The sequence below is a fragment of the Nonomuraea sp. NPDC049309 genome (assembly GCF_043196965.1).
GTDB lineage: Bacteria > Actinomycetota > Actinomycetes > Streptosporangiales > Streptosporangiaceae > Nonomuraea > Nonomuraea fastidiosa.
In genome coordinates this window covers 82,665-102,568 of sequence record NZ_JBICSH010000003.1, presented here as the reverse complement: position 1 = coordinate 102,568, position 19,904 = coordinate 82,665, and the positions used below count along the sequence as shown (strand labels likewise).

Genomic DNA, 19,904 nt, shown 5'->3' with positions numbered 1-19,904 from the left:
TACAAATCGTTCCCTTAGGGAGTTTCGGCCATGAAGAACAAGTGGGCGGCGTTCTCGTTGCTCGCCGCCACCCAGTTCGTGCTCATCCTCGACACCACGATCGTGGGCATCGCGCTGCCGCCGATGGGCCGCGAGCTGGGGCTGACCGCGCAGGACCTGTCGTGGACGACGACGGCGTACTCGCTGGTGTTCGGCGGGCTGCTGCTGCTCGGCGGGCGGCTCGCCGACTACGTGGGGCGGCGGCGGATGTTCGTCGCGGGGATGCTCACGTTCGGGCTGGTGTCGCTGATCGGCGGCGTGGCGTCGTCGGGCGGGGTGCTGGTCGCCGTACGCGCGGTGCAGGGGCTGGCGGGCGCGATCGTGGCGCCCGCGGGCATGTCGCTGGTGATGGAGATCTTCAGGGGTGACCCGGCGCTGAACAAGGCCATGGGGCTGTGGGGAGCGGTCGGCGGCATGGGCGCCTCCGCCGGTGTGGTGCTCGGCGGCCTGCTCACCGACTGGTTCGGCTGGCGTGCGGTGTTCCTGGTCAACACGCCGATCGGGCTCGCCGTCGGCGGGCTCGCGCTGGTGATGCTGCCCGCCGCGCGGGCGGCGGGCGGCGGGCGCGGCTTCGACGTGGCCGGGGCGCTCACCTCGACCGCCGGGCTCGGCCTGCTCATCTACACACTGACGGACGCCACGGAGGCCGGCTGGGCCTCGGCCAGGACGCTGGGGCTCGGCGCGCTGTCGCTCGCGCTCATCGCCGCGTTCCTGCTCGTCGAGCGGCGCTCGGCCAACCCGCTGGTGCCCCTTGACGTCTTCCGCCGCCGTACGCCGGCGGCCGGCAACGTGATCATCCTGCTGGTGGCCGCCTCCATGCAGCCGATCTTCTTCCTGCTCACCCTCTACACGCAGGACGTGCTCGGCTACAGCGCCACCAGGTCGGCCATGTCGGTGGTCGCCATCTCGGTGACGATCGCGCTGACCTCGTCGTTCCTCGGCGGCCGCGTGCTCACCCGGTACGGCGTGCGCGCCACGACCATCGCCGGCCTGATCTCCATCGTCGCGGGCGCCCTGCTCTACCAGCGCATCGACGTGCGCGGCGACTTCCTGACCACGCTGCTCGCGCCCGAGCTGCTCGGCGGCTTCGGCTTCGGCCTGCTCGTCGGCGCGGTCACCGTGGCCGCCACGTCGCAGGCGGCCTCCGACGAGGCGGGCATGGCCTCCGGGCTGTTCAACACGACCACGCAGGTGGGCATCTCGATCGGCATCGCCGCGCTGGCCACGATCGCTTCGGCCGTCTCGGGTGACGCGCCCACGCCGCAGGCGCTGGTGTCGGGCTACCACGCGGCGTTCGCCGGATCGGCGGGCCTCGCCCTGCTCGCCCTGGTGGCCGCGCTGACCCTGCTGCCCAAGCACATCAGGCCCGCCGCCGCCCAGCCGGCACCGGCCTCCGAGCCGGGCGCGGGCAAGGCACCCGTCGCCTGACCCCGCGGGGGCAGGGCCACGTGAAGCAGGCGAACCGGACGGGCCGCGCCAGACGCCAGGGACGAGAGCACAGCAACCGCGCCGGGCACCGGACGAAAGCCGCGGGGCCCGGCTCAGCCCGGGGTCACTCCCACTCGATGGTGCCCGGCGGCTTGCTCGTCACGTCGAGCACCACGCGGTTGACCTCGCGCACCTCGTTGGTGATGCGGGTGGAGATGCGCGACAGCACGTCGTAGGGCACCCGCGCCCAGTCGGCGGTCATCGCGTCCTCGGAGGTGACGGGGCGCAGCACGATGGGGTGCCCGTACGTGCGGCCGTCGCCCTGCACGCCCACCGAGCGCACGTCGGCGAGCAGCACGACGGGGCACTGCCAGATCTGCCGGTCGAGACCCGCCCGCGACAGCTCCTCGCGGGCGATGGCGTCGGCCTCGCGCAGGATGGCCAGCCGCTCGCCGGTGACCTCGCCGACGATGCGGATGGCGAGCCCGGGACCGGGGAACGGCTGCCGCCACACCATGGCGGCCGGCAGCCCGAGCTCCTCGCCGGCCCTGCGGACCTCGTCCTTGAACAGCGAGCGCAGCGGCTCGACGAGCGTGAACCGCAGGTCTTCCGGCAGGCCGCCGACATTGTGGTGCGACTTGATGTTGGCGGTGCCGGTGCCGCCGCCGGACTCGACGACGTCGGGGTAGAGCGTGCCCTGGACGAGGAAGTCGACGGGCCCGTCGGCCATGATGGCGCGCTGCTCGTCTTCGAAGACGCGGATGAACTCGCGCCCGATGATCTTCCGCTTCTCCTCGGGGTCGGTGACGCCTTCGAGCGCCTTGAGAAACCTGTCGGAGGCGTCGACCACCCGCAGCTTGACGCCGGTGGCGGCGACGAAATCGCGCTCGACCTGCTCGGCCTCGCCCTTGCGCAGCAGGCCGTGGTCGACGAAGACGCAGGTCAGCCGGTCGCCGATGGCGCGCTGGACGATCGCGGCGGCCACCGCGGAGTCGACGCCGCCGGACAGCGCGCAGATGGCGCGGCCGTCGCCGACCTGGCGGCGCACGGCCTCGATGGAGTCTTCGACGATGTTGAGCATCGTCCACGTGGGCCGGCAGCCCGCGGCCTCCAGGAAATGCTTGAGCACCGCCTGGCCGTGCTCGGAGTGGAGCACCTCGGGGTGGAACTGCACGCCGTAGAGCCCGCGCTCGGCGCTTTCGAACGCGGCCACCGGAGTCTGCTCGGTGGACGCGGTCACCTTGAACCCCTCGGGGGCCTTGACCACGGTGTCGCCGTGGGACATCCACACGGTCTGCGAGGCGGGCAGCCCGGCGAACATGGCGCCCTCGTCGAGCACCTTGAGCGGGGTGCCGCCGTACTCGGCGACGCCGGTGCGCTTCACCTCGCCGCCCAGCGCCTGCGCCATGGCCTGGAAGCCGTAGCAGATGCCGAACGTGGGCACGCCGGTGTCGAACAGCCCGTGTGGCACCGCGGGCGCGCCCTCGGCGTAGACCGACGAGGGGCCGCCCGACAGGATGATCGCCTTGGGGTTTTTCGCCATCATCTCCTCGACCGGCATGGTCGAGGGAACGATCTCGGAGTAGACGTGGCACTCACGCACCCGCCTGGCGATCAGCTGCGCGTATTGAGCGCCGAAGTCGACCACCAAGACCGTGTCGAATTCAGACACCGTGAGAACCCCCTGACAAGGCGAAGAGCGGTGGACCCAGTCTATCGGCCCTGGCACGAGCACCTGGCCTGGCCGGGTCCGACGTGCTAACACAGAACGATGGATCTTGTCTGGCCGGCCGTCGCGTGGGCCCTGTGGGTCATCGCGACGGTCATCGCCTTCAAGGTGTCGGGCCGCGACAGGGGCGAGGAGGCGCCCCACCTGCCGGTCCCCGCGGCGGTGGCCGAGCTCTTACGCGGCATGCGCCCCCAGGACGTGTTCTACACCGTGCTCTTCGAGCTGGCAGGACGCGGCTGGGTGACGATCGACGGCGACCGGCTGTCGCTGAACCCGATGCATCCGCCGGAGCCGCTGCGCGCGTACGAGATCTGGGTGCTCGAACGGGTGCGCACCCGCATGGCGGGAGCGCCGAAGGCGCCCGTGATCGCCCTCGTGCCCGAGTCGGAGGACCTGGAGCGGGGTTTCGTCCCGCTCGTCCGGGAGCACGCCATCGAGATCGGCCTGGCCCGGCGGCGCTGGCGCACCATGGGCGTCCCCGTGCTGCTGACGCTCGCCCTGTTCATCCCCTGGTTCATGACCATGGTGGTGGCGCTGTTCTCCTGGCCTTCGGGGATCGCGACGGTGGGGGCGATGGTCGCGGGCGTCTCGCTGCTGTCGAACGGCAGGGGCTTCCTGCTGACCCCGCGCGGGCGTGAGGTGGCCGGGTCCGGCTCGCCGCCGGTGAACCGCAACCAGGAGTGGATCTTCACCGGCAGCGGCTGGAAGGGCGTCGAGATCGAGCCCGCCGACCTGCCGCGCCGCTCGGGCCGCCAGGAGATCGAGGGGCACGTCGTCAAGCGCTGGATCGAGGAGGTCACAAGCGAGGAGAGCCGGCGGCGGGATCACTACATCGCGCTGCACGACGGCCGCTCGGAGAGGGCGATCAGCTTCAAGGTCGGCGAGAGCCTCTACCGCGACGTGCTGCCGGGCGACTTCGTACGCCTGCTGGTCAAGCCGCGCGGCACCGTGGTGCGCGTGCTGGCGCACGACCGTCACTGGTGACCGGGCACCTCGCCGCTCAGCAGCGCATCGACGTACCGGCGCAGGCTCGCCGCGTACGAGGAGTCGGTCAGCAGCAGGAACCGCTCCTCGCGGATGCCCTCGATCACCAGGTCGGCCACCTCGGACGGCTCGATGCCGCGCTCGGCCGCCTTGCCGACCCGCTCCCTGACGGCCACCTCGTCAGCGGCGGGCGTGGTGGCCAGGGTGGGCGGGCGCGACCGGTCGGAGTCGGCGATGCGGGTCCTGACCGGGCCGGGGCACAGCGCGCTGACGCGCAGCTTCGACCCCGCCGCGGCCAGGTCCTGGGCGAGCGCCAGGGACGCGGCGAGCGCGGCGTGCTTGGCCATCGCGTACCCGCCGGCCCCCGGCGACACCATCAGTCCCGCCACGGAGACGGTGTTGACGACGTGTCCCTCGGTGTCCTGCTCGATCATGCGCGGCACGAACCAGTGGATGCCGTGCAGCACGCCCCACAGGTTCACGCCGAGCAGCCAGGAGAAGTCCTCCTCGTCGCGCGTCCACATGTGGCCGCCCTGGAAGACCCCCGCGTTGTTGCAGAGCACGTGCACGGCGCGCAGCTCACCGAAGCAGCGGTCGGCGAGGTGCCGTACGGACGAGGCGTCGGACACGTCGGTGATCTGCGTCAGCACCTTCGCATCGCCGCACATGGCCGCCGTCTCCGCCAGCCCGCCGTAGTCCACGTCGGCGAGCATCAGCGTCATTCCCTCTGCCGCGAACCGGAGGGCGAGCGCCCTCCCGATGCCACTGGCCGCACCCGTCACCACCGCGACCTTGCCGGAGAGCTCGCGCACGTACAGACCTCCCTAGGGATACGCCATAGGTCGTTCCCCGATCAGTCCGTGCGACGCTACAGCACCGCGTCCATAAGGCCCAGAGGCGGCGAGCCGAGATCGAACAGGGCCTTGTGGAAACGCTGGAGGGTGAAGCCCGCTCCCCACTCCTTGCGAGCCCGCTCGCGCAGGTCGAGGATGAGCAGCTTGCCCCAGGTGTAGCGGCCGTAGGTCGGGTCGAACGTGGCCCTGCGCGCCTCGGACAGCGCGGCGGGACCGGCCAGGTGGGTGTCCGACTCGAAGCGGCGCGCCCCCTCCTCGACCGTCATCTGGCCGGTGTGCACGCCGATCGCGCAGGCCAGCCGGGTGACGCGGATGAGCGCCTCCACCCAGACGCCGATCTCGAAGCGCGGGTCGCCGTCGCCGAAGCCCTCCTCGACGCACAGCTCCTCGGCGTAGTGGGCCCAGCCCTCGACGAACGCCATCGACTGCAGCAGCCTGCGCACCTCCGACGGGGCCCGGCGCAGCGCCCTGGCGTGCGAGAAATGGCCGGGTGCGACCTCGTGCACGTTGATGGCGGGCAGCGTGGTGCGGCTGAAGACCTGCAGCCACTCCTCCTGCTCGTGCTCGGGCCAGTCGGGCTCGGGCGGCGTGATGTAGTACCAGGACGGCCCCTCGGGCTCGCCCGGCGAGTTCCACGCCATCATGGCCATCGCCCAGCGGCGCGACTCGGGCGCCAGGCCGACCAGGCACTCGCCGTCGTGGTAGGGCACGAGGTCCTTCTCGCGGGTGAACGCGATGGCCTTCTCCGTGCCGATCCGCGCGGCCTCGATGACGCCGTCCGCGTCCGGGTGGTCCTTGACCAGCTCGCGTACGACGTCGAGCGGCGGCCTGCCGGTCTCCCCCAGCTTGGCGCACGACTCGGCGAGCAGGCCGAGCAGCCGGTCGCGTTCGGCGTCGGCCCGCTCGGCCAGCCGGCCCAGGTCCACCGGCAGGCCCTCGGCGGTGCCCATGAGCCGGGCGAGCGCGTCGCCGCCGAGCGCCGCGTCGGGGTCGCCCTCCTGCGCGGCCCGCTCGACGTGGGCGACGAGCCTGGCGTGCGCGGCCAGCGCGGCCTCGTCGGTGATGCCGGCGGCGAGGCCCTTGACCGCGCCGATCAGGGACTTCGCGACCGGGGCCGGCACCTGGTCGAGCGAGGCGAGCGCCTGGTCCACGGCCTCGGGCCAGAGCGCGAGGTGGGCCGCCTTGGCCGCCGCGCGCTCCTCCTCCGGCGCGTAGTCGCGGTCGTAGCACGCGAGGTCGAGGTTGGACAGGTGGATCAGGGGGTTCTTGCGGTGCAGCTCCAGCTCGCCGAACTGGGTGCGCAGACTCTCCTCGAACACCTGTAGGTGCCTGGCGTCGTGTGCGTCGGCGGGCGCGGGTCCCTCGCCGAGCCGCGCCAGCCCGGCGCGTACGCCCTCGGGCGACAGGTCCTGGATCCGGCCGTCGTACTCGTGCCTGCCGCCGCCCTCGCGCGCCTCGGCCACGATCAGGTCGGTGATGGCTCGTAGCCTGGCGTCAAGTTCTGTCATGCCGCCGACGCTAGCGCACCCCAGGTAAGGGGTCTTTTGTGGCGAGATTTCGGGCACTTTCGGTTGACGGGCGGTGCAAGATGATCAGCATGGCTCTCCGCATCACCACGCTCGCCGAGCGTCCCGAGTTCGCCGCGACCCTGTGGGACATGGAGCACACCTGGGCGCAGTTCGTCCTGAACGACCCCATCGCAGATCTCTACTACCCCTTCGTCACCACCCGCCACCAGCACCACGTGCTCGTGGCCGACGACGACGCGGAACCCGGGCGGCCGGTGGCGCGGGCGTGCCTGATCCCGTACGTGTCCGGCGGCGACGGCCTGCCCGACGACGGCTGGGACGGCGTGATCCGGGCGGGCTGGCTGGCCCGCGAGCGCGGCGAGAAGCCCGACGCCGTCTCCGCGCTGGAGATCACCGTCCGCCGTGACCTGCAGGGCAGGGGCCTGTCGGCGCTGATGGTGTCCGCCCTGCGCGAGCACGCCGCCAGGCTCGGCTTCCGCACGCTCGTCGCCCCCGTACGCCCCAACCACAAGCACCTCGAACCGCACACCCCCATGAGCGAGTACGCCTTCAGGACCCGCCCCGACGGTCTGCCCCACGACCCGTGGCTGCGGGTGCACGTGCGGGCGGGTGCCGAGATCGTCAAGGTGGCCCCCCGGTCGATGGTGGTGCCGGGCACGCTGGCCGAGTGGCGGGCCTGGACCGGTCTGCCGTTCGACCGGTCGGGCCCGGTGGAGGTGCCGGGGGCGCTGACGCCGGTGCACTGCGACGTGGAGCACGACCACGCCGTCTACGTGGAGCCGAACGTCTGGGTGAGCCATGCCCTGACCTGAGCGTGCCTTGAGGAGGCTCAGCCGGCCGGGCTGACCAGGCGGAGGCGGTCCGCGTGGCGGGCGGCGTCGAGGCCGCGCCCGGCCGCCCAGGCGTCGTCGTGGCAGGTGGCGAGGTGGCGCTCGGACGCGTCGCCGATCAGCGAGACGATCGTGCCGCTCTCGCCCCGCATGACCATGCGCTCGATCAGCTCGAGCGCCGCCCAGAGCGCGGTGCCCGACGACGGGCCGACGGGCAGCCCGGTGACCTCCCTGATGTGCCGGGCCGCGGCCACCGACGCGGCGTCGGGCACCGGGATCACCAGGTCGATCAGCTCGGAGCGGAAGCCCGGCTCCATGCGCGGGCGGCCGATGCCCTCGATGCGCGAGGGCATGCCGGTGGCGTAGTCGCGCACGTCGAGCGTCCAGCCGGGGAAGTACGCGGAGTTCTCCGGGTCGGCCACCGCGACCCGGCAGCCGAGATCATGCTTCTTGATCCAGTTTCCGAGCGTCGCCGAGGTCGCGCCGGTGCTCGCGCCCGTCACCACCCAGTCGGGGCGCACCTGGGCGAACAGCTCCTCGGCGAGGTCGTGCTCGGCCGCCCTGCCGAACTGGTCGAGGAAGTGCCCCTCGATCCGCCGCGCCGCGTCGTAGATGGCCGACGGCGGCGAGACGAACCTGCACTCGCCGCCCAGCTCCTCCACCGGCCGCGCCCGCTCGGGCCCCGCCTTGCCCGGCATCACCACGATGTAGCGCAGGCCGAGCCGCCGGGCGAACCACGCCTGCGCCACCGCCGCGTTGCCGCCCGTGGCCTCGACCACGGTCGCGCCCTCGGCGACCAGGCCGTCGAGCACGGCCTGCCGGAACAGCGCGCGGGCGTGGCGGTGCCGGAGTGTGCCGGTGGGCTGCCGTGACTCGTCCTTCAGCAGCAGCGTGATCCCGGGCACTCGCACCGGGAACTCGATCAGCGGGGTGGGCTCTCCCGCGGCCAGCACGTCGAGGGCTCGTGCGCTCCAGCTCACGTCTCCACTGTTCCAGTCACGCCACCGCAAGGTCCGTGCTTTCGCCAGAAACGTAGTGAAGCACGGCAACGTGGCGTACGCGATAAGTTCCCTTCTTTCCCGGCGGAGCCCCACGGGAGGGGCGGCATGGGGCCAGAATTCCAGCATGGCCTCCTTCGCTCCGCTCCGCCCGGCAGATCCGCGCACGCTGGGGGGCCTGCGCCTGCTCGGCAGGCTCGGCGAGGGCGGCCAGGGCGTCGTCTATCTGGGCGAGGACGCCGACGGAGGCAAGGCGGCGGTCAAGTGGCTGCGCGCCGACCTGGCGGGCGACGAGTCGAGCGTGCAGCGCTTCCTGCGCGAGGTCGAGGTGGCCAGGCACGTGGCGCCGTTCTGCACGGCCGCCATGCTGGGCACGGGCATCGAGCAGGAGCGGCCGTACATCGTCAGCGAGTACATCGAGGGCCCCTCCCTGCATCGGGTGGTGCAGGAGCAGGGCCCGCGCACGGGGACGGCGCTGCACCGGCTGGCCGTCGGCACCGCGACCGCGCTCGCCGCCATCCACCAGGCGGGCATCGTCCACCGCGACTTCAAGCCGGCCAATGTGATCATCGGCGCCGACGGGCCACGGGTGATCGACTTCGGCATCGCGCGGGCGCTCAACGCCACGACGATCAGCCAGTCGGTGGTGGGGACGCCGTCGTACATGGCGCCCGAGCAGTTCATGGGCCACGCGGTGGGGCCGGCCGCCGACCTGTTCTCGTGGGCCGGGACGATGATCTTCGCGGCGACGGGGCAGGCCCCGTTCGGCAGCGACACGATGCCCGCGGTGATCAACCGCGTGCTCAACCGGCAGCCCGACCTCGGCCCGCTCGACGGCACGCTGCGCGAGGCCGTGGCCGCCTGCCTGGCCAAGGATCCGGCGCGGCGGCCCACGGCCGAGCAGGTGATGGTGCGGCTGCTGCGGCACCCGGCGTCCGGCTCGGGCACGCTGGCGGAGGGCGCCGCGGCGGCATCCTCCGCCTCCTTCCCCGCCCCGCCCGTCTCAGGCCCGCTCTCCCCCGCGGGCCCGCAACCCGCGGGCCCGCCCGCCACCGGCGCACCCGCCGCCGGGCCGCCTTCCCGGCAGCACGTCCCGCCGGGCCACCCCCACGCCTGGCAGCCCACCCACCCCGCCGCCAAGCCGCCCGGCCGCAGGCGGGGGCAGGTGGTGGCGGGCATCGCCGTGACGGTCGCGCTGCTGCTGGCCGCCGGCGCCTTCGTGGGCGTGCAGATGTACCGGGCGACGACCACGGCCGCGCTCGGGTCCGCGTCCCCGACGCCGGACGAGGAGCGGCAGCCCACGGGCTCCGGCGAGGAGACCACCGGCGACGGCACGGAAGACCAGGCAGGGGATCAGACGGGCGACGTGCCCGGCGAGGGCGCCAAGCAGAAGCTGCCGGGCGGCGACATCTTCCTGTACGAGAGCCCGTCCGACCCCATCGTGCTCACCTCGTACGAGGTGAAGGACGCGAAGAAGGACGACTGGATCGACTACGCCAGGGACTCCCTGCACGGCGCGTTCACCAAGTACGCGGGGAACCTGGAGTCGCTGGTCTCCCCCGACGGACGCTACCTCGTGTCCAGGGGCAGGAAGTACACCCCCGACGACCACGACTTCATCGTCATCACCGACCGGCAGACCGGGCGGCGTCACACGATCAAGACCGTCAAGAGCCCTCTGGACGGCGCCATCGGGCGGTGGTCGAAGGACGGCAGGACGGTCCTGCTCAGCATCGTTCGCGAGGTCGGCGACGAGCTGGTCCACCCGGGGTTCATGCTGGTCGACGTGGCCACCAAGCGGGTCAGGCGGGTGGACGTCAACGCCGTATCCCCCAGCGAGAACCACTTCGGCTTCGACGGCGAGAACACCGGCGCGGTCAACGCCTACGGCCCCGAGGAGAACCTGACCCTGCGCTTCTTCGACGCCCAGGGCAAGGTGGTGCGCACGCACGCGAAGATCGGCACCCTCCCCGACGGCACGACGATGGACATGTTCTCGCCCTCGGGCAAGGCGTACGTCACCAACTGCCCCGGCGGCACGTACAACGACCACTGCATCTGGGACGCCGCCAGCGGCAAGCGGCTGCACACGTTCTACTCCGACTGCGACGAGGTGCTCGGCTTCTACGACGAGGAGCACCTGTACTGCTGGGAGAACGACAACGGCGCGAACTCCGAGGTGCGGGTGGTGAACCTCAAGGGTGAGCTGGGGCGCACGCTCATGGAGGCCCCTGGGGAAATGGACATCGACCCCGTCTTCACGAGGAACCCGGCGCGCGGTTCGTGAACCATCCGGCGGATCCAGCCGTGATGGGGGCATGAACACGCTGATCCGCACGACCGTGACGGCCGCCGCGCTGGCCGTGGTCACGTCCGCCTGCACCGCATCGACAGGTGGAGACCAGGCCCCGCCGCCGGTGCGGACGAGTCTCGGCGCGGTGCGCCTGGTGGCGTACGACGGGTGCGACGACCTGCTGAAGGGGCTGCGCGAGCGCAGCGCGGCCAACGTCGGGCCCTACGGCTTCAACGGCGACGCCAGGCCGATGATGGTCGGGCAGGACAGCGTGCGCGCCGACGCGAAGGCGCGCGTGGATACGCAGTCGCCCGAGCACTCGGCCACGAACGTGCACGAGGCGGGCGTGGACGAGCCCGACCTGGTCAAGACCGACGGCGACCGGCTCATCTCCGTCACCGACGGCACCCTGCGCGTCATCGACACGGCCACCAGGAAGATCACCGCCTCGCTGAGGCTGACCGAGCACGATGGCATCCCAGGTGCCCCCGCCGACCTGCTGGTCTCGGGTGACCGGGCGCTGGTGCTGATGCGCGGCGGGGACATCATGGACAAGCGGATCGCGGGGCGTCCGGCCGGCGACACCCGGTACGTGCTGGTGGACCTCGCGGGCGAGCCGAAGGTGCTGGGCACGATCAGGCCACAGGGCTCGTACGTGGACGCCCGGCTGGTCGGCTCCACCGTCCGCCTCGTCACCCGCACCCGGCCCGACATCACCTTCCCCGAGCCGCGCCCCGACGCCCGCGAAGCGGACATGATCGCGGCGAACCGGGCCGCCATCGCGCGGGCCCCCGCCGAGGCGTGGCTGCCCACGATCGAGATCACCGACGCGTCCGGCGAGACCACGACGCGCCGGGTGCCGTGCGAGCGGGTCAGCCACCCGGCCGGCTACACCGGCACCTCGATGCTGACCGTGCACACGATCGACCTGGCCCAGGGCATCACGGCGGCGGGCACCGACCCGATCACGCTGGCCGCCGATGGCGACATCGTCTACGGCACCGGCCAGAGCCTGTACGTGGCCAGCAACCCCCGCTGGTGGTCACCGATCGTGCGGATCGATCCCCCGCCGCGGCCCTCGCCCCGCCCGTCGGCCGTGGCCCCCGCCGAGGAGCCGACGGTGACCGACCCGCCGGTCGAGACGGCCGCCACGGCGAGCACTCCTGCTGAGCCCGCGCCGGTCGAAACGGCACCAGCGGATACGCCCACGCCGGAGCCCACCCCGACGCAGCCGCCCGAGGAGACGGAGGTGCACCGCTTCGACATCACCAGGCCCGGCGCGCCCGTGTACGTGGCCTCGGGCAAGGTGCCGGGCCGCCTGCTCAACCAGTACGCGCTCTCCGAGCACGACGGCCACCTCCGCCTGGCCACCACGCTCAACCAGGCCGGCGGCCGCGACAGCTCGAACGCCGTGTACGTGCTCAAGGCCGACACGATGGAGAAGGTGGGCGAGGTCGGTGGCCTCGGCGAGGGCGAGCGGATCTACTCGGTGCGCTTCATCGGCCCGGTGGGCTACTGCGTGACGTTCCGCAACATGGACCCGCTCTACACGCTCGACCTGCGTGATCCCGCGCATCCCCGGGTGACGGGCGAGCTGAAGATCACCGGCTACTCGGCGTACCTGCATCCCGCCGCGGACGGCCGGCTGATCGGCATCGGCCAGGAGGCCAGCGAGAAGGGCAGGACGCTGGGCACGCAGGTGTCGCTGTTCGACGTGAGCGACCCGGCGGCGCCGCGCCGGCTGTCGCGGTTCTTCCAGCGCGACTCGGGCTCGAGCGCGGAGTGGGACCCGCACGCGTTCCTGTACTGGCCGAAGACCGGCCTGGCGGTGGTGCCGTTGGCGCAGCCGGACAGAACAGGTGTGCTGGTGCTCAGGATCGGCGACAAGGAGATCCGGCGGCTGGGCATGATCGAGCATCCGACGCGGCGGGGTGAGTATCCGTACCAGCCGGGTATTCGGCGCTCGCTGGTCATCGGCGACTCGATCTGGACCGTGTCGTACGAAGGCGTCCAGGTCAACGACATGGAGACGCTCGATTCACAGGCGTGGATCCCCCTTCGTTGAACAGCTAAAGATGCCGATTCGCAATGAGTCGGCATCTTTTTTTATGGACTTATCCCGACACCCGGTGAAAAATTCGCTTACACCGTTTTGTCGGATCCGGCGCGCCCGTCACGAGCCACCGCCGGTCCGCCTTCACGAGAAAGGGCCCCACGCTGCCATGCGATCACGCACACCCCTGCTCGCATCGCTGCTCAGCGCGCTCGCGTTAGCCGCGGCGCCACTGCCCGCCTCCGCGGCGGAGCCGCCCGAGGCGGCTCAGGAAGGCACGTACATCGTCCAGCTCGACCCGTCGCTGCGCGCCCCGCGCGGCGCGGCCGAGACCCAGGTGTCGCAGCTCGGCGGCGAGCTGGTCGGCGTCTACCAGCACGCGTTCAAGGGCTACACCGCGAAGCTGAGCGCCGCCGCCGCCGAGAAGCTCAAGAAGGACCCGAGCGTGCTCAGCGTGGAGCCCGACGCCGTGGTCACGCACTTCGCCCAGACCATCCCGACCGGCGTGAGCCGGATCTTCGGCCCGGACAACCCCAACCTCGACATCGACGGCACCGACGACCACCGCGTGGACGTGGACGTCGCCGTGGTGGACAGCGGCGTCGACCAGACCCACCCCGACCTGAACGTGGTCGCCAGGACCAACTGCGTGATCGGCCTGTGCATCGACAACTCCGGCACCGACGACAACGGCCACGGCACCCACGTCGCCGGCATCATCGGCGCGATCGACAACGCGATCGGCCCGGTCGGCGTCGCGCCCGGCGCCCGCATCCACGCGGTCAAGGTGCTCAACGCCTCCGGCTCCGGCTCGCTCGCGGGCATCGCGGCCGGCATCGACTGGGTGGTGGCGCACAGCTCCACCATCGAGGTCATCAACCTCAGCCTCGGCTGCAGCGGCTGCTCGAGCAGCGCGATCAGCAACGCCATCACGAACGCGGTCAACGCCGGCATCGTGGTCGTGGTGGCCGCGGGCAACAGCAGCGCCAACACCGCCTCGTTCTTCCCGGCCAACCACCCCGACGTGGTCACCGTCTCCGCGCTGACCGACAACGACGGGCAGGCAGGCGGCCAGGGCGGCAACAGGCTGTCCTGCCGCAGCGAGACCGACCAGGACGACACGCTCGCCTTCTACTCCAACTACGGCTCCACCGTGGAGATCACCGCGCCCGGCACCTGCATCTACTCGACGTGGCGCGGCGGCGGCTATGACACGATCAGCGGCACCTCGATGGCCAGCCCGCACGTCGCGGGCGCGGCGGCCCTGCTCACCTCCGGGTCCGCCAAGCCGACGACGCGGGCCGGTTCGCTGGCCGTCCGCAGCACGCTGATCTCGACCGGCAACTACGACTGGACCGACGACTCCGGTGACGGCGTCAAGGAGCCCCTGCTCGACGTGCACGACGCCACCGTCTACAACCCGGCCTGAGCCGGTGCTCGCCTGACGGAGAGCCACTCCGGATGAAGGGCGGTCCGCGGGATCCGCAGCGCCGCGGACCGCTCTTTCAGGCGTTCTCCGGCGCCACCACCGGGACGATCTCCGGCGCGCCCAGCCTGATCGCGTCGGCCTCCTGGTCGGAGTCCTGCTCCTGCGAGCGCCGTTCCGCCTCCACCCGCTTGGTGTAGTACTCGACCTCGCGCTTGACCTGCTCGTCGTCCCAGCCGAGCGGCCCGGCCAGCAGCTCGGCGGCCTCGCGCGCCACCCCCACCCCGCGGTGGAAGGTCTCGATGGAGATGCGGGTACGCCGGGTCAGCACGTCGTTGAGGTGCCTGGCCCCCTCGTGGGTGGCGGCGTAGACGATCTCGGCGCGCAGGTAGTCGTCGGCCCCGTTCAGCGGCCGGCCCAGCGACGGGTCCTGCTCGACCAGCTCCAGGATGTCGTCGATGAGCGAGCCGTAGCGGTGCAGCAGGTGCTCGATCCTCGCCACGTGCAGCCCGGACTCCTGGGCGAGGCGGTGGCGGGAGTTCCACAGCGCCTGGAAGCCCTCGGCGCCGACCAGCGGGATGCGGTCGGTGCACGAGCGCGGCACCCGGTAGTCGAGCCCGTGCGCCACCGCGTCCACCGCGTCGCGCGCCATCACCCGGTACGTCGTGTACTTGCCCCCCGCCACCATCACCAGGCCGGGCACGGGGTGGGCGACCACGTGCTCCCTGGACAGCTTGGACGTCTCGTCGGACTCTCCCGACAGCAGCGGGCGCAGCCCCGCGTAGACGCCCTCGACGTCGTCGCGGGTCAGCGGCACCGACAGGATCGCGTTGACGTGGTCGAGCAGGTAGTCGATGTCGGCGCGGGAGGCGGCCGGATGGCTCTTGTCGAGCGTCCATTCGGTGTCGGTGGTGCCGATGATCCAGTGGCGGCCCCACGGGATGACGAACAGCACCGACTTCTCCGTACGCAAGATGATGCCGGTCAGCGACTGGATGCGGTCGCGCGGCACGACCAGGTGGATGCCCTTGGAGGCGCGTACGTGGATCTGCCCCCTGCCGCCCACCAGCTCCTGGATGTCGTCGGTCCACACGCCGGTCGCGTTGACCACCTGCCTGGCGCGTACGTCGAACTCGTCGCCGCTCTCCAGGTCGCGCACCCGCACGCCGGTGACCCGCTCGCCCTCGCGCAGGAACCCGACGACCTGGGTCCGCTGCGCGATGTGCGCGCCGTAGGTGGCGGCGGTGCGCAGCGTGGTGACGACGTAGCGGGCGTCGTCCACCTGGGCGTCCCAGTACTGGATGGCGCCGGTGAACGCGTTCTTCTTCAGCGAGGGTGCAAGGCGCAGCGCGCGCTTCCTCGACAGGTGCCGGTGCCCCGGCACGCCGCGGGTCAGGCCGGTCGCGAAGCCGAGCGTGTCGTACAGCAGGACGCCGGCGCCCACGTACGGGCGCTCCCAGCCGAAGTGGGTCAGCGGGAACAGGAACGGCACGGGCCTGACCAGGTGCGGCGCGATGCGCTGGAGCAGCAGGGCGCGTTCCTGCAGTGCCTCGCGTACCAGGTCGAAGTTGAGCTGCTCCAGGTAGCGCAGGCCGCCGTGGATGAGCTTGGACGAGCGCGACGACGTGCCGGAGGCGAAGTCCCGCGCCTCCACGAGCCCCACGTCCAGGCCCCTGGTCACCGCGTCGAGCGCGATGCCGGCACCGACGACGCCGCCGCCTACCACGACGACGTCGAGTTCCTGGGCTCTCATGCGCTCCAGCGCCTCGGCCCGTTCGGCGGGCCCGAGACGGGCCGCGCACTTTCCCGACGCCATATTTCCCCCTGAAACGGCTTTGTCGCTGTTCCTGGTACCTACCCGCACAGCGTCCGACCTGTAACGCTTTATGCCATAAGGCGAGCGCAGGCCCGATGGGGAGCCGCTTTCAGGCGCGTACGACCTTGACGCCGGCCTCGGTGAGCCGGGCGGCGAGGTCGTCGCCCAGCCGGGCGTCGGTGACGAGGGTGTCGATCTGCTCGATGGGGCAGATCAGGGAGAACGCCCGCCTGCCGATCTTGGAGGAGTCGGCCACCACCACGACCTGGGCGGCCCGGCTGATCAGCAGGTTGTTGACGCTGGCCTCGCCCTCGTGGTGCGCGGACGCGCCGAGCTCGACGTCGAGCGCGTCCACGCCGAGGAAGGCGACGTCCAGCGTCACCTGTTCGAGCACGCCGGTGGAGAGCGGGCCGATCAGCTCGTACGACTGCGGCCGCGCCACCCCGCCGGTCACCACGATCTTGACGTGCTTGCGGACGGTGAGCTCGGAGGCGATGTTCAGGGCGTTCGTGACGATCGTGAAGCCGCTCTCCAGCGCGGGCAGCGTGGCGAGCGTGCGGGCCAGCTCGGAGGTGGTGGTGCCGCCGTTCATGCCCACGACGGCGCCCGGCGAGACCAGCTCGGCCGCCGCCGTGGCGATGCGGTGCTTCTCGTCGGCGTGGCGCGCGGTCTTGTAGCGCAGCGGCAGGTCGTAGCTGACGCTCTGCGCCACCGCGCCGCCGCGCGTGCGCATGAGCATCTGCTGCTGGGCGAGCTGGTCGAAGTCCCGCCTGATCGTGGCGGTGGAGACGTCCAGCGCCTGCGCGGCCTCTTCCACCGACAGCCTGCCCTCCTGGGCCAGCAGCTCGAGGATGGCGTTCCAGCGGTCGTAGCGGGACACGTCGGCCTCCTATGGGGATGAGGTCAGGAGCAAGCGTGGCACAACCTGGGACCCCAGAGCCACCAATGTTCATTGGTGCCGATTTCTGCTATAAAGCTCGCAGAAACAATCAATCTTGGAGGTAAGTGGTGACCACCCACACCGAAGCCGAGATCGCGTCCCAGCCGTCGTGCTGGCAGCGCGCCGTGGCGAACGTCCCCGCCGACGCGCTCCCCGCCCGGGGCGAGCGGGTCGCCGTCGTGGGCTGCGGTACGTCGTGGTTCATCGCGATGGCGTACGCGGCGCTGCGCGAGCGGGCCGGGCACGGCGAGACCGACGCGTTCGCCGCCTCCGAGTTCCCCATGGGCCGCCGCTACGACCGCGTGCTCGCGCTGACCCGCTCCGGCACCACGACCGAGGTGCTCGACCTGCTCGGCAGGATCGACGGCACCAGGACCACGGCCGTCACCGCCGACCCCGGCACGCCGATCAAGGACGCCGCGCAGGACCTGATCGTGCTCGACTACGCCGACGAGAAGTCCGTCGTGCAGACCAGGTTCGCCACCACCCAGCTCGCCATGCTCCGCGCGAGCCTCGGCGAGGACCTCACCCAGGCCATCGCCGACGCCGAGCGGGCCGTCGCCGAGCCGCTGCCCGACCAGCTCGTGAACGCCGAACAGTTCAGCTTCCTCGGCACCGGCTGGTCGGTCGGCCTCGCCCAGGAGGCGGCGCTGAAGATGCGCGAGGCGTCCAGGTCGTGGACGGAGGCGTACCCGGCGATGGAGTACCGGCACGGCCCGATCAGCATCGCGGGCCCCGGCAGGGTGACGTGGATGCTCGGCACCGCCCCCGAGGGCCTGCGCGCCCAGGTCGAGGCGACCGGCGGCGCGTTCATCGAGGGCGCGCTCGACCCCATGGCCGAGCTGATCCGCGTGCAGCGCGTCGCCGTGGCCCGTGCGTTCGCACGCGGGCTCAACCCCGACGAGCCCATGCACCTCACGCGATCTGTGATCCTTTCTTCATGAGCCTTACTCTTGCCGACGCCAGGATCGTGACGCCCGAGGGAGTTCACGAGGGGTGGCTGACCATCGAAGACGGCCGCATCACGCATGTCGGCCACGGCGCCGCCCCCGGCCCCGGCCTGCGGCTGGGCGGGCGCCACGTGGTCCCAGGGTTCGTGGACGTCCACAACCACGGGGGCGCGGGCGGCTCCTTCCCCACCGGTGAGCAGGACAAGGCGCGCGAGGCCGTGGCGCTGCACCGCCGCCACGGCACCACCACGACCATGGCCAGCCTCGTCACCGACACCATCGACGGCCTGACCAGGGCGGCCGCCGCGCTGGCCGAGCTGTGCGAGGAAGGCCTGCTGGCCGGCGTGCACTTCGAAGGCCCGTACATCGCCAAGGCCCGCTGCGGCGCCCACGACCCCACGCTGCTGCGCGAGCCCTCGCCGCAGGAGTTCGCCGGGCTGGTCAAGGCCGCGCGCGGGCACGCCCGCATGGTGACGATCGCGCCCGAGCTGCCCGGCGCGCTCGACACGATCAGGATGGCCGCGGGCGAGGGCGTCATCGCCGCCATCGGCCACAGCGACGCCGACTACGAGCAGACCATCGCCGGCATCGACGCGGGCGCCACCGTGGCCACTCATCTCTACAACGCGATGCCGCCGCTCGGCCACCGCGCCCCCGGCCCGGTGGCGGCGCTGCTCGACGACGAGCGGGTGACGGTCGAGCTGATCAACGACGGCGTCCACGTCCACGCGGCCATGCTGCGGCTGGCGTACGAGGTGGCCGGGCCCGGCCGCACCGCGCTCGTCACCGACGCCATGTCCGCCACCGGGCTCGGCGACGGCGACTACGTGCTCGGCCCCATGCGGGTCCACGTGCGCGACGGCGTGGCCCGGCTGGCCGAAGGCGGCTCCATCGCGGGCTCCACCCTCACCATGGACGTCGCCTTCCGCCGCGCGGTCCAGGAGCTCGGCATGTCGCTGCCGGACGCCGTACAGGTGACCTCGCTGACCCCCGCCCGCGTGCTCGGCCTGGCCGACCGCATCGGCTCGATCGCCGTCGGCAAGGCCGCCGACCTGGTCGTGCTCTCCGACTCCCTGCAGGTCGACGGCGTACTGAAAGACGGCGTCTGGATCACGGAGCCCTGATGATCGTCACGGTGACCCTCAACCTCGCCCTCGACACCACCTACCGGGTGCCCGGCGCCGACTGGGACGGCGTCAACCGCGTCGCCGGCGTCCACCGGCGGGCCGGGGGCAAGGGCGTGAACGTCGCCAGAGTGCTGCGCGCGCTCGGCCGCGACGTGCTGGTCACCGGCCTGGCCGGCGGGCCGACCGGCCAGGCGATCGAGGCCGACCTGCGGGCCGCCGGCATCCCCCACGACCTGTACGCGGTCGCCGGCGACTCCCGCACCACCCTCGCCGTCACCGACCCCGACGCGGGCCGCACCGCCCTGTTCAACGAGCCCGGTCCCGAGGTGAGCGCCGCCGAGCTGACCGGCTTCACCCGCCACTACGAGTCCCTGCTCGCCGGGGCCGAGGCGGTCGTGCTCTCCGGCAGCCTGCCGCGCGGCGTCCCGTCCGACGCCTACGCCACGCTCGCCGCCATCGCCGCCTCCCTGGGCGTGCCCGCCATCGTGGACGCCGACGGCGAGCCGCTGCGCCACGCGCCCAAGGGACGCCCGTCCGTCCTCAAACCCAACGCCGAGGAGCTGGCCAGGGCCGTGCCCGGCGGCCCCGCCGAGGGCGCCGAGGCCCTGCGCGGGCAGGGGGCCGAGGCGGTGGTCGTGTCCATGGGCGCCGACGGGCTGCTGGCCGTCACCGGCGAGGGCACGTTCCGCGCGCGCATGCCGTACGCGGTGCGCGGCAACCCCACGGGCGCGGGCGACTCCCTCGTCGCCGGCCTCGCCCTCGGCCTCGTCGAAGGCGACCCCTGGCCGGAACGCCTGCGCCGCGCCGCCGCGCTCGGCGCCGCCGCCGTCGCCACCCCCGTCGCCGGCGAGTACGACCCCGACGTGTACGCCGACATCCACCCGCAGATCACCATCAGCTGAAGGAGC

General features: G+C 72.1%; 15 protein-coding genes. 9 read left to right on the top strand and 6 right to left on the bottom strand.

Features of this window, described 5'->3' with window-relative positions; translation table 11 throughout:
• Positions 1–30: 30 nt before the first annotated feature.
• The gene (locus ACGFIM_RS21330) at positions 31–1,467 is read left to right on the top strand and encodes an MFS transporter (protein WP_393202753.1); all 1,437 of its coding nucleotides are present in this window, start codon (positions 31–33) and stop codon (positions 1,465–1,467) included.
• 124 nt (positions 1,468–1,591) lie between these two features.
• On the opposite strand, the gene guaA is transcribed toward ACGFIM_RS21330, so the two are convergent.
• Positions 1,592–3,139, bottom strand: a complete 1,548-nt coding sequence (guaA, locus tag ACGFIM_RS21325; RefSeq protein ID WP_393202751.1) for a glutamine-hydrolyzing GMP synthase — start codon at positions 3,137–3,139, stop codon at positions 1,592–1,594.
• Positions 3,140–3,238: 99 nt separating this feature from the next.
• Here guaA and ACGFIM_RS21320 point away from each other — a divergent pair, with 99 nt between their 5' ends.
• Positions 3,239–4,180 carry a hypothetical protein gene (locus ACGFIM_RS21320; protein ID WP_393202749.1) on the top strand — a complete coding sequence of 314 codons (942 nt, stop codon included), beginning with the start codon at positions 3,239–3,241 and terminating at the stop codon, positions 4,178–4,180.
• Here ACGFIM_RS21320 and ACGFIM_RS21315 read toward each other — a convergent pair.
• Positions 4,171–4,992, bottom strand: coding sequence for an SDR family NAD(P)-dependent oxidoreductase (locus tag ACGFIM_RS21315; RefSeq protein ID WP_393202747.1), 822 nt, complete (start codon positions 4,990–4,992; stop codon positions 4,171–4,173). The two genes, ACGFIM_RS21320 and ACGFIM_RS21315, sit on opposite strands and share 10 nt — an antisense overlap.
• A 56-nt stretch (positions 4,993–5,048) precedes the next feature.
• A complete protein-coding gene (locus tag ACGFIM_RS21310) occupies positions 5,049–6,542 on the bottom strand; it encodes a DUF885 family protein (RefSeq protein WP_393202745.1) in 1,494 nt (497 codons plus the stop codon).
• 89 nt (positions 6,543–6,631) lie between these two features.
• Between ACGFIM_RS21310 and ACGFIM_RS21305 the strand changes: the two genes are divergently transcribed.
• Positions 6,632–7,375, top strand: a complete 744-nt coding sequence (locus tag ACGFIM_RS21305; RefSeq protein WP_393202743.1) for an N-acetyltransferase — start codon at positions 6,632–6,634, stop codon at positions 7,373–7,375.
• Between the two features lie 17 nt (positions 7,376–7,392).
• On the opposite strand, the gene ACGFIM_RS21300 is transcribed toward ACGFIM_RS21305, so the two are convergent.
• A complete protein-coding gene (locus tag ACGFIM_RS21300; protein ID WP_393202741.1) occupies positions 7,393–8,373 on the bottom strand; it encodes a PLP-dependent cysteine synthase family protein in 981 nt (326 codons plus the stop codon).
• A gap of 145 nt (positions 8,374–8,518) precedes the next feature.
• On the opposite strand from ACGFIM_RS21300, the gene ACGFIM_RS21295 reads away from it, so the two are divergent.
• The 3 genes from ACGFIM_RS21295 (at position 8,519) to ACGFIM_RS21285 (ending at position 14,166) form a co-directional block, all read left to right on the top strand.
• The gene (locus ACGFIM_RS21295) at positions 8,519–10,678 is read left to right on the top strand and encodes a protein kinase (RefSeq protein ID WP_393202739.1); all 2,160 of its coding nucleotides are present in this window, start codon (positions 8,519–8,521) and stop codon (positions 10,676–10,678) included.
• A 31-nt stretch (positions 10,679–10,709) separates the two neighbouring features.
• Positions 10,710–12,749 (top strand): beta-propeller domain-containing protein, encoded by a 2,040-nt coding sequence (locus ACGFIM_RS21290; protein ID WP_393202737.1) that lies wholly within the window; start codon positions 10,710–10,712, stop codon positions 12,747–12,749.
• Positions 12,750–12,906: 157 nt separating this feature from the next.
• Positions 12,907–14,166 (top strand): S8 family serine peptidase, encoded by a 1,260-nt coding sequence (locus ACGFIM_RS21285; protein WP_393202735.1) that lies wholly within the window; start codon positions 12,907–12,909, stop codon positions 14,164–14,166.
• Between the two features lie 76 nt (positions 14,167–14,242).
• Here the strand turns inward: ACGFIM_RS21285 and glpD are convergent, their stop codons facing one another.
• Together glpD and ACGFIM_RS21275 are read right to left on the bottom strand one after the other, a co-directional pair.
• Positions 14,243–15,979, bottom strand: coding sequence for a glycerol-3-phosphate dehydrogenase (gene glpD / locus ACGFIM_RS21280; RefSeq protein WP_393202733.1), 1,737 nt, complete (start codon positions 15,977–15,979; stop codon positions 14,243–14,245).
• A 109-nt stretch (positions 15,980–16,088) separates the two neighbouring features.
• Positions 16,089–16,859: a DeoR/GlpR family DNA-binding transcription regulator gene (locus tag ACGFIM_RS21275; protein ID WP_393202731.1), complete on the bottom strand. Its 771-nt coding sequence runs from the start codon at positions 16,857–16,859 to the stop codon at positions 16,089–16,091.
• Positions 16,860–16,987: 128 nt separating this feature from the next.
• Here ACGFIM_RS21275 and ACGFIM_RS21270 point away from each other — a divergent pair, with 128 nt between their 5' ends.
• The 3 genes from ACGFIM_RS21270 to ACGFIM_RS21260 are packed head-to-tail and all read left to right on the top strand — an operon-like array spanning position 16,988 to position 19,898.
• Positions 16,988–17,863 (top strand): SIS domain-containing protein, encoded by an 876-nt coding sequence (locus ACGFIM_RS21270; RefSeq protein ID WP_393202729.1) that lies wholly within the window; start codon positions 16,988–16,990, stop codon positions 17,861–17,863.
• A complete protein-coding gene (nagA, locus tag ACGFIM_RS21265; RefSeq protein ID WP_393202727.1) occupies positions 17,860–18,993 on the top strand; it encodes an N-acetylglucosamine-6-phosphate deacetylase in 1,134 nt (377 codons plus the stop codon). The genes ACGFIM_RS21270 and nagA overlap by 4 nt, the downstream gene beginning before the upstream one ends.
• Positions 18,993–19,898, top strand: a complete 906-nt coding sequence (locus ACGFIM_RS21260) for a 1-phosphofructokinase family hexose kinase (RefSeq protein ID WP_393202725.1) — start codon at positions 18,993–18,995, stop codon at positions 19,896–19,898. Before nagA ends, ACGFIM_RS21260 begins: the two co-directional genes overlap by 1 nt.
• Positions 19,899–19,904: the final 6 nt, after the last annotated feature.

Coding starts and splice junctions, on each gene's coding strand:
- ACGFIM_RS21330 (WP_393202753.1), top strand. CDS start 31: ATGAAGAACAAGTGGGCGGCGTTCTCGTTGCTCGCCGCCACCCAGTTC.
- ACGFIM_RS21320 (WP_393202749.1), top strand. CDS start 3,239: ATGGATCTTGTCTGGCCGGCCGTCGCGTGGGCCCTGTGGGTCATCGCG.
- ACGFIM_RS21310 (WP_393202745.1), bottom strand. CDS start 6,542: ATGACAGAACTTGACGCCAGGCTACGAGCCATCACCGACCTGATCGTG.
- ACGFIM_RS21305 (WP_393202743.1), top strand. CDS start 6,632: ATGGCTCTCCGCATCACCACGCTCGCCGAGCGTCCCGAGTTCGCCGCG.
- ACGFIM_RS21295 (WP_393202739.1), top strand. CDS start 8,519: ATGGCCTCCTTCGCTCCGCTCCGCCCGGCAGATCCGCGCACGCTGGGG.
- ACGFIM_RS21290 (WP_393202737.1), top strand. CDS start 10,710: ATGAACACGCTGATCCGCACGACCGTGACGGCCGCCGCGCTGGCCGTG.
- ACGFIM_RS21285 (WP_393202735.1), top strand. CDS start 12,907: ATGCGATCACGCACACCCCTGCTCGCATCGCTGCTCAGCGCGCTCGCG.
- glpD (WP_393202733.1), bottom strand. CDS start 15,979: ATGGCGTCGGGAAAGTGCGCGGCCCGTCTCGGGCCCGCCGAACGGGCC.
- nagA (WP_393202727.1), top strand. CDS start 17,860: ATGAGCCTTACTCTTGCCGACGCCAGGATCGTGACGCCCGAGGGAGTT.
- ACGFIM_RS21260 (WP_393202725.1), top strand. CDS start 18,993: ATGATCGTCACGGTGACCCTCAACCTCGCCCTCGACACCACCTACCGG.